This is a genomic window from Pseudomonas sp. GW460-LB5 (assembly GCF_059423245.1).
The window spans coordinates 1-7895 of sequence record NZ_JBWKXT010000110.1; the positions used below are offsets into that span (position 1 = coordinate 1).

7 protein-coding genes and 1 pseudogene are annotated in these 7895 nt (G+C 64.0%); all 8 read right to left on the bottom strand.

All coding sequences use genetic code 11. The annotated features are described in order from the left end of the window. Nucleotides 1–343 (bottom strand): annotated as a pseudogene (locus AC07XM_RS30670) (ABC transporter permease); the annotation flags it as partial. Then, the gene (locus tag AC07XM_RS30675) at nt 343–1401 is read right to left on the bottom strand and encodes a microcin C ABC transporter permease YejB (RefSeq protein WP_016487300.1); all 1059 of its coding nucleotides are present in this window, start codon (nt 1399–1401) and stop codon (nt 343–345) included. The gene AC07XM_RS30675 and the pseudogene AC07XM_RS30670, both read right to left, overlap by 1 nt. Further along, complete coding sequence (locus AC07XM_RS30680) at nt 1398–3197, bottom strand: extracellular solute-binding protein (RefSeq protein WP_102688825.1); 1800 nt, start codon at nt 3195–3197, stop codon at nt 1398–1400. The genes AC07XM_RS30675 and AC07XM_RS30680 overlap by 4 nt, the downstream gene beginning before the upstream one ends. Nucleotides 3198–3338: 141 nt before the next feature. Continuing rightward, a complete protein-coding gene (locus AC07XM_RS30685) occupies nt 3339–3620 on the bottom strand; it encodes a peptidylprolyl isomerase (protein WP_023048866.1) in 282 nt (93 codons plus the stop codon). Between the two features lie 79 nt (nt 3621–3699). Continuing rightward, on the bottom strand, nt 3700–4761 hold the full coding sequence (locus AC07XM_RS30690; RefSeq protein WP_102688826.1) for a 3-deoxy-7-phosphoheptulonate synthase: 1062 nt from the start codon (nt 4759–4761) through the stop codon (nt 3700–3702). Nucleotides 4762–5315: 554 nt separating this feature from the next. Next, nucleotides 5316–5867, bottom strand: coding sequence for a YbhB/YbcL family Raf kinase inhibitor-like protein (locus AC07XM_RS30695; protein WP_102688827.1), 552 nt, complete (start codon nt 5865–5867; stop codon nt 5316–5318). 47 nt (nt 5868–5914) lie between these two features. Then, nucleotides 5915–6223 (bottom strand): hypothetical protein, encoded by a 309-nt coding sequence (locus AC07XM_RS30700; protein ID WP_016487294.1) that lies wholly within the window; start codon nt 6221–6223, stop codon nt 5915–5917. Between the two features lie 240 nt (nt 6224–6463). Continuing rightward, entirely contained in the window at nt 6464–7756 is a 1293-nt protein-coding gene (locus AC07XM_RS30705; protein ID WP_016487293.1) for an MFS transporter, read from the bottom strand. Between the last annotated feature and the right edge of the window lie 139 nt (nt 7757–7895).

Below are 7895 nucleotides of genomic sequence, written 5' to 3' on the forward strand. Positions count from 1 at the left end.
GGCTGGGGGTGGGTACCAGCAGGTCGTAGTTGGGCGTATCGGCGCTGAACGGGATGGGCGCGAACAGCATCCAGCCGCCCTGGTCTGCGATCAATTGCCGTACATAGGCACTGCGATAGTCGGGCTGGAATGGCAGCTGTCCGCCGAATTCCGGCTCGCTGTAGCGCTTGAGCGCCGGCACATACAGCTCGCCCTTGTAACTTAGAAGCAGCGGCTTGTCGTTGGCCACCAGCTCAGCGCCAAGGCACAGCAGCAGCAGGCCGGCGAACAGCCACAGCGAGACCCAGCCCAGGCGGTTGCGGCGAAAGCGTTGCAGGCGGCGGCGCGAGACGGGGGACAGCATCAGTGCGCCCTCGTGTCGAAGTCGATACGCGGATCGAGCAGGGTGTACGACAGGTCACCGATCAGGCGGATCAACAGGCCTGCCAGGGTGAAGATGAACAGGGTGCCGAACACCACTGGGTAATCTCGCGACACGGCGGCCTCGTAGCTCAGGCGGCCGAGGCCATCGAGGGAGAAGATCACCTCGATCAGTAACGAACCGGCGAAAAACACCGTGATCAGTGCCTGCGGCAACCCGGCCACCACCAGCAGCATGGCATTGCGCAGCACATGGCCGTACAGCACCCGGCGCTCACTCAGGCCCTTGGCCCGGGCGGTGACCACGTATTGGCGGGAAATCTCGTCGAGGAAGGCGTTCTTGGTCAGCAACGTAAGGGTTGCGAAACCGCCGATCACCAAGGCCCCGACCGGCAGCACCAGGTGCCAGAAGTAGTCGGCGACCTTGCCCAGCAGGCTGAGCTCGGCGAAGTTTTCCGAGACCAGCCCGCGTACCGGGAACCAGTTGAGCGAGGTGCCACCGGCGAACAGCACGATCAGCAGCAGCGCGAACAGGAACGAGGGCAGTGCGTAGCCGACCACAATCAGCGCGCTGCTCCAGGCATCGAAGCGGCTGCCGTGGCGTACCGCCTTGCGGATGCCCAGCGGGATCGACACCAGGTAGGTGATCAGCGTGGCCCACAAGCCCAGCGACAGGGTCACCGGTAACTTGTCCAGGATCAGGTCGGTGACTTTGGCCCCGCGGAAGAAGCTGCTGCCAAAGTCCAGCCGGGCATACTGGCCGAGCATCAACCACAGCCGTTCGGGGGCCGACTTGTCAAAGCCGTACTGGCGCTTGATTTCTTCGATCAGTTTCGGGTCCAGGCCGCGGGTGGCACGCGACTCGCCATGTACCACCTCGGCGCGTGCGCCGGGTGCACCGCCGCCCAGGCCTTGCAGACGCGCCACGGCCTGCTCCACCGGCCCACCCGGCGCGGCCTGGACGATGGCGAAGTTGACCAGCAGGATTGCCAGTAGCGTCGGGAGGATCAGCAGCAGACGGCGCAGAATGTAGGCGGTCATGGTGATAGCTTCCGGCGTTCGGCCATTTGCGCGTTGGTCAACGGGGTGGGGCTTACCTCCCACCAGGTGTCCAGGTCTTCGTCATAGGTGGCCTGGACCTTGGGCAGGCCAAAGCGGTTCCACCAGGCGGTGGAGCTGCCCGGCGGGTAGTAGTTGGGGATCCAGTAGTAGTTCCATTGCAGCACACGGTCCAGGGCATGGGCGTGGTGCAGCATGTCGGCCTGTGTGCCGGCGCGCACCAGACCGTCGATCAGGTGGTCCACGGCCGGGTCCTGCAGCACCATCAGGTTGTTCGAGCCGGGGTCGTGCGCGGCTGCCGAGCCAAAGTAGTTGTACAGCTCGGCACCGGGCGACAGGCTGACCGGGTAGCCGGTGACGATCATGTCGTAGTCCCGTGCCATCAGGCGGTTGACGTACTGGGCCGAATCGACATTGCGGATGTTCAGGGTGACGCCGATCTGTGCCAGGTTACGCTTCCATGGCAGCAGCAGGCGCTCCATGCCTGACTGGCCGTTGAGGAAGGTGAATGCCAGCGGTGTGCCCTGGCTGTTCACCAGGCGGTCACCTTCGGGGTGCCAGCCGGCTTGTTCAAGCAGGTCCAGGGCCTGCAACTGCTGCTTGCGGACAATCCCCGAACCATCGGTTACCGGAGCGGTGAACACAGTGGTGAAGACTTCGTCCGGTATTTTGCCGCGCAACGGATCGAGCAGCTTCAGTTCGTCGGCATCCGGCAGCTTGCGAGCCGCCAGCGGTGTGTTGGAGAACACGCTTTGCTGGCGGATGTACAGGTTGCGCATCATCTGCCGGTTGCTCCACTCGTAGTCCCACAGCATGCCCAGCGCCTGGCGCACGCGGCGGTCCTTGAACTGCGGCTGGTCGAGGTTGAATACGAAACCCTGGGCAACCTGCGGTTTGGCCGGGCCCAGGTGCGCGCGTTGCAAGCGGCCATCGTCCAGCTGTGCGCCGTTGTAGCCTAGGGTGTAGGCGGTGGCGGAAAACTCGCGGTTATAGTCGTAGCCACCGCCTTTGAGCACCTGCCGCGCCACCTCGGTGTCACCGAAGTACTCGATGCGCAGCTGGTCAAAATTGTAGCGGCCCCGGCTGGCCGGCCGGTTGCGTGCCCACCAGGTCGGGTCTCGTTCGAAGGTGATGCTGCGGCCGTTGTCGATGCGCCCGATGCGGTATGGCCCGCTGCCAATTGGCTTGTCGAAACCCGCACCATTGGCGAAATCGCGCTGCTGCCAGTCATGTTCGGGTAGCACTGGCAAGCTGGCGAGGTCCAGCGCCAGGGTCCGGCCGTGGTCGGGCTTGAAGTCGAAGCGCACGTGCTGCGGGCCTTCCACGGTTACGCCGGTGACATCGGCGAACTGCGTGCGGTACTTGAGGCTGCCCTTGCTCATCAACAGCTCGAAGGTGAAACGTACGTCCTCGGCGCGCACCGGCTTGCCATCGGCGAAGGTGGCAAGCGGGTCTATCTCGAAACGCAGCCAGGCATCCGCCGGGCCACGCTCCATGCTGCGGGCAATCAGGCCATAGACGGTATAGGGTTCATCGAACGAGCGTACGGCCAGTGGCGCGTACAGCAGGCCGTCGACCTCGCTGACGCCGATGCCTTTGTCGATGTACGGCAAAATATGGTCGAACTGGCCGATCTCGATGGCCGAGCGGCGCAGGATGCCGCCCTTGGGGGCGTCGGGGTTTACGTAGTCGAAATGCTGGAAGTTGGGGGCGTAGCGGGGGGCTTCGTCGTAGACGGTGAGGGCGTGGCTGGGAGCGGCATGGACGGTAAAGCCCATGCACGAAAACACAAGCCCCCACAATACTTGTGGGAGCGGGTTTACCCGCGAATGCGTCGGAGCAGGCAACGAGGTTGTCTGGTCTGGCCTCTTCGCGGGTAAACCCGCTCCCACAGGGGGTCTGATCACCGGGAGGGAGAATCAGTCCTGGCGGCTGGTCACTTCCAGCAGGTGGTAGCCGAACTGGGTCTTCACCGGGCCTTGCACGGTGTTGACCGGGGCGCTGAACACCACGGTGTCGAACTCCTTGACCATCTGGCCTGGGCCGAACGAGCCCAGGTCACCGCCCTGACGGCTGGACGGGCAGGTCGAGTTGGCTTTGGCGATTTCAGCGAAGTCGGCGCCTGCTTCGATCTGGGTTTTCAGTTCGTTGCATTTCTCTTCGCTGCTGACCAGGATGTGGCGGGCGGTTGCACGGGCCATGGGTACTGCTCCTTGGGGTAAAAACGCAAGCCTAGCGCACTTGCTTGGGGTATGTCTCGCCAGGCTCGCAACCTTCGGCTCACAGTTTTAGTGCAGCCTCACGCAACAAGGTTTCGGTCGAGGCCCAGCCCAGGCAGCCGTCGGTGATCGAAACGCCGTACTTCAGTGCACCCTTGCCCAGCGCCTGGCAGCCGTCGAACAGGTGCCCCTCGATCATCACGCCAACGATCGAGCGATCGCCTGCCAGACGTTGCTCCAGCACATCGTTGAACACCGCCGGCTGACGAGCCGGGTCCTTGCCGCTGTTGGCGTGGCTGCAATCGACCATGATGCGCGCCTGAACGCCAACCTTGGCCAATGCCTGACGGGCCATGGCGATGCTGTTGGCATCGTAGTTGGGCCCTTTGTGGCCACCGCGCAGTACCAAGTGCGTGTCCGGGTTGCCCAGGGTTTCGATGATTGCCGGGTGGCCCTGCGCATCCATGCCGAAGTGGCGGTGCGGGTGGGCTGCGCTGCGCATGGCGTCGGTGGCGATGGAAATGCCGCCGTCGGTGCCGTTCTTGAACCCGACCGGCAGTTCCAGGCCACTGACCATTTCGCGGTGAATTTGCGATTCGGTAGTGCGTGCGCCAATTGCGGCCCAGGCCAGCAGGTCGTCGAAGTAGCCGGCGGCCATCGGTTGCAGCAGCTCGGTGGCCACCGGCAGGCCACATTCGATCATGCTCAGCATCAGCCCGCGGGACAAGGCAATACCCGAGTGCATGTCGTCGCTGCCATCCAGGTGCGGGTCGTAGGCCAGGCCTTTCCAGCCGACGGTAGTACGCGGTTTTTCGACGTAGGCGCGCATCACCAGCAGCAGCTTGTCACCGACTTCGCGGCTGAGGGCGGCCAGGCGGTCGGCGTATTCCAGCGCCGAGCGTGGGTCGTGGATCGAGCAAGGGCCGACGATTACCAGCAGGCGCTCGTCGCGGCCTTCGAGGATGTTGCGGATGGCCTGGCGGTGGGCCTGGACTTGCTGGGCCAGTTCACTGGACAGCGGCATCTGTTGCTTGAGCAGGTGCGGGCTGGGCAGGCGCTTGCTGACCGTGGTGTTGGCTGCTTGCGGCTGAGTCAGGGGCAGGGCGAGGTTGGAAGCTTGCATGGCGTTTTTCCCTGGGCGGACGGCGGGTTCAGGCCCGCGCTGTCGGCCCTATCGAGGTGTTCGACAGATCGTTGAATTCGTATTGGCTGCTGCATTGCCACCTGTTGAGGACCGATCGGAGGCGGCAGGCTGGCCCGAACGGGATTGGCTAAATCGCCAGGCATAGGTGTTTGCGTCGTAATAAGTGGCGTAGTTCATGAATCTGTCCTCAATGTGAATCGGTGTTGTTCAAAGGCCTGAAAAGCAAAACCCCCGGTCGGGGAGCCGACCGGGGGTTTGAGTATTCTCATGTTCGGCGGCCCCTCGAAGGTGGGCGCCGTGTGGGTATCGGCGCCTAGTGGCTAAACCAATACCCGAAGTAATAGCTGGCAGGTGCCACGCAGCCGGCAACGGCCAGCACAGGGCGCAGTTTGCGACCGGTGTGGTTGGCGTGGTTGCGGGTGTGTGTTGGCATGTTGCTCTCCAGTGAATGAGCCCGAGCTTACTTCAGTTGCACCGGGCCATTCAATGGATAAATGCTATGAGCTCGATCATTTGTTTTTGTACTGGATGGTTCAATGGCCGTAGCGCCCGATCAGGCTCTGCACCCCTAATGCGTGGCCTTGCAGCAACTGCAACAGACCGCTGCGGTCCAGTCCCTCGGGAAGCGTGCCCAAGGGCAGGTCTGTGGCAATGAGCGTCAGTGCGTAATGGTGCGGGTTGTCGCCAGCGGGTGGGCAGGGGCCTCGGTAGCTGAGGGTGCCCCGCGAGTTGCGCCCCACAGTCGCGTATTGCCCACTGAGCCCGGCCATGCCTTCCTTGAGCCCATCGTGCTCCGGGTCAATGTTGTACGCGACCCAGTGCACCACGCCGATACCCTTGCCGCCGTCCGGGTCGAACATGATCAGCGCGAGCGACTGGGTACCTGCGGGCAGGTTGTTCCAACTCAGTTGCGGGGTGCGCTCCTCGCCTGCGCCGCAGGCCGGGTCCTGCCCGACCTGCTGCAGGGCGATCACGCCACCATCAGTGAATGACGAGGAACTGATCGACAGCGCCCCTTGGTTGCTACTGCTTGCCAAGGCTGTGCAGGGCAGCAGGGCGGCGAGCAGCCAGGGTTTGACGTTCATGGCGAATCCTTGGCAGGGCTTTGGGCGCAGTGTAGTCGAGGCGTGCCTCAGTGGCTGTCCTGGTCCTCGGCGGTGCCGCCGGTGTGCCCGGCGCCAGAGCCTGTCGCCTCGCCCGTGCTGTTCGAACCGCCGCTGGCCCCGTCGGCGGCATCGCTGTTGCTGCCGGTGTCGCTGCTGTCGTTGTCCTGGCCACTGCCGGGGCTGTTGACGCTGCTGTCGTCACCGGCGGTCTTGCCGCCAGACTGGTCGGTTTGCGGACGGCTGTCGGTGTTGGTGTCGGTGGCAGCAAAGGTGGTGCCGGTGAGGCTGGCCAGCGCGAGCGCCAGGCACAGGGAGAGAGAGCGAATGCGGATCATGGAGGGTCTCCTTGGCGGATGATCTGTCATTCGTTTGGCTGCGCGTCAGGGCAGGTGTGCCTTTCGGGCGACGAGTGGTCACTCTGTGGGAGCGGGCTTGCCCGGCGAACACCGGCAAAGCCGGTGCCATACACAGCGTTGCCTGCTTCGCGGGACAAGCCCCACACCAGCCACTGTTCTCTGCGTGACAGCACAACCTATAAGGGATGAGTGGCCTCCCACAAGGAGTCGGCAACGGATTCAGACAGGCTCTGAGCGTTGCGCCGGGCTTTCCACGGGATCCAGCGGCGGATGCTCCTGCGCCGCATGCATCAGGTCTTCGGTTACCCGCAGCTCGGCGCCGGTTGGCGAGAAGGTGGTCGAAGCGGTGAACGGTGCCGGGTGCTCTGCGGCCGGGCGCTTGCCGCGTCGCCACATGAAAAAGCACACCATGGCCAGGTTGACCACGGCAAAGGCCCAGAACAACCCGGCCTCGCCAAACTCGGTCATCATGGGCGAAATGGCCACCGGCGCCATGGCCGAACCCAGTGAGTTGATCAACAACAAGCCTTGAATCATCGGTACCAGCGCGTCGGAAGGCGCGCGGTCGGCCGCATGGCTGACCGCCACCGGGTACAGCGTGAACACGCCACCACCCAGCAGGAACAGCATGGCCGGCAGCAGGAACGAGTCCGACGGCAGGAATACTGTGACCAGCGACAACACCACGCACAGTGCAGCCAGGGCAATCAGCACATCCTGGCGATCCTTGCGGTCGGACCAGCGGCCCACCGGGTATTGCAGCAGCATGGCGCCGAGGATCACCCAGGCCATCATGTTGCCGACCTCGCCCACGGCCAGGCCGATGCGCTGCAGGTACAGCGGCAGCAGGGCATAAATGCCGGCAATCGCCACCCCCGAACCAAAGCAGCCAACCAGGCCAGACGGTGCCACACCCAACAATTGGCGGGGTTTGAGGGGTTCGACCTGGTCCAGCAGTGGCGATACCCGCGGGAGGATCACGATGGGCAGTACCGACAGGGCAGCCAGTACCCCAGCCAGCATGAAGGGTGCGGTGTCGCCAAGCTGGGTGATTTCGCCAAGGCCTGCCTGGGCAATCACCCCGGCGCCGTAGAAGGCGATCATGTACAGCGCCAGCAGGCGGCCGCGGATTTTTGCATCGCCGGCCAGCAGCAGCCAGCTTTCGATCACCAGGAACACGCCGACTGCCGCCCACCCGTTGATCAGGCGCAGCACCGACCACCAGGTGACGTCGTAGAACAGCCCCTGCAGCAGGATGGTCGCGCCGATCAGGGAAGCGAAGCTTGTGTAGGCGCGGATATGGCCGATGCGCAAGATCAGCCGGTCGTTGAAGATGGCGCCCAGGGTCAGGCCGAGGAAGTAGGTGGACGAGACGACGCCGATGGTGGTGGCCGACTCACCGGCAGCGCCCAGGCGCAGGGTAGTCAGGGAAGACATGAAGCCGTTGCCCAAGGCAATGATGAACAGCCCGAGCAGGGGCGCCAGCGCCATGGCCAGCAAACGCGGAGACATACAAACCTCTAGTTGGATGAGCGGAATGAGCGCCTTCTCGGACGCGCACACCGGCTCGACCCGATAAGGGGCGAGTGGCGACACGGATGCGACCTGGGCAAGACTCAACCGCTGGACCCTTTGGGAATGGGCCGGGCGG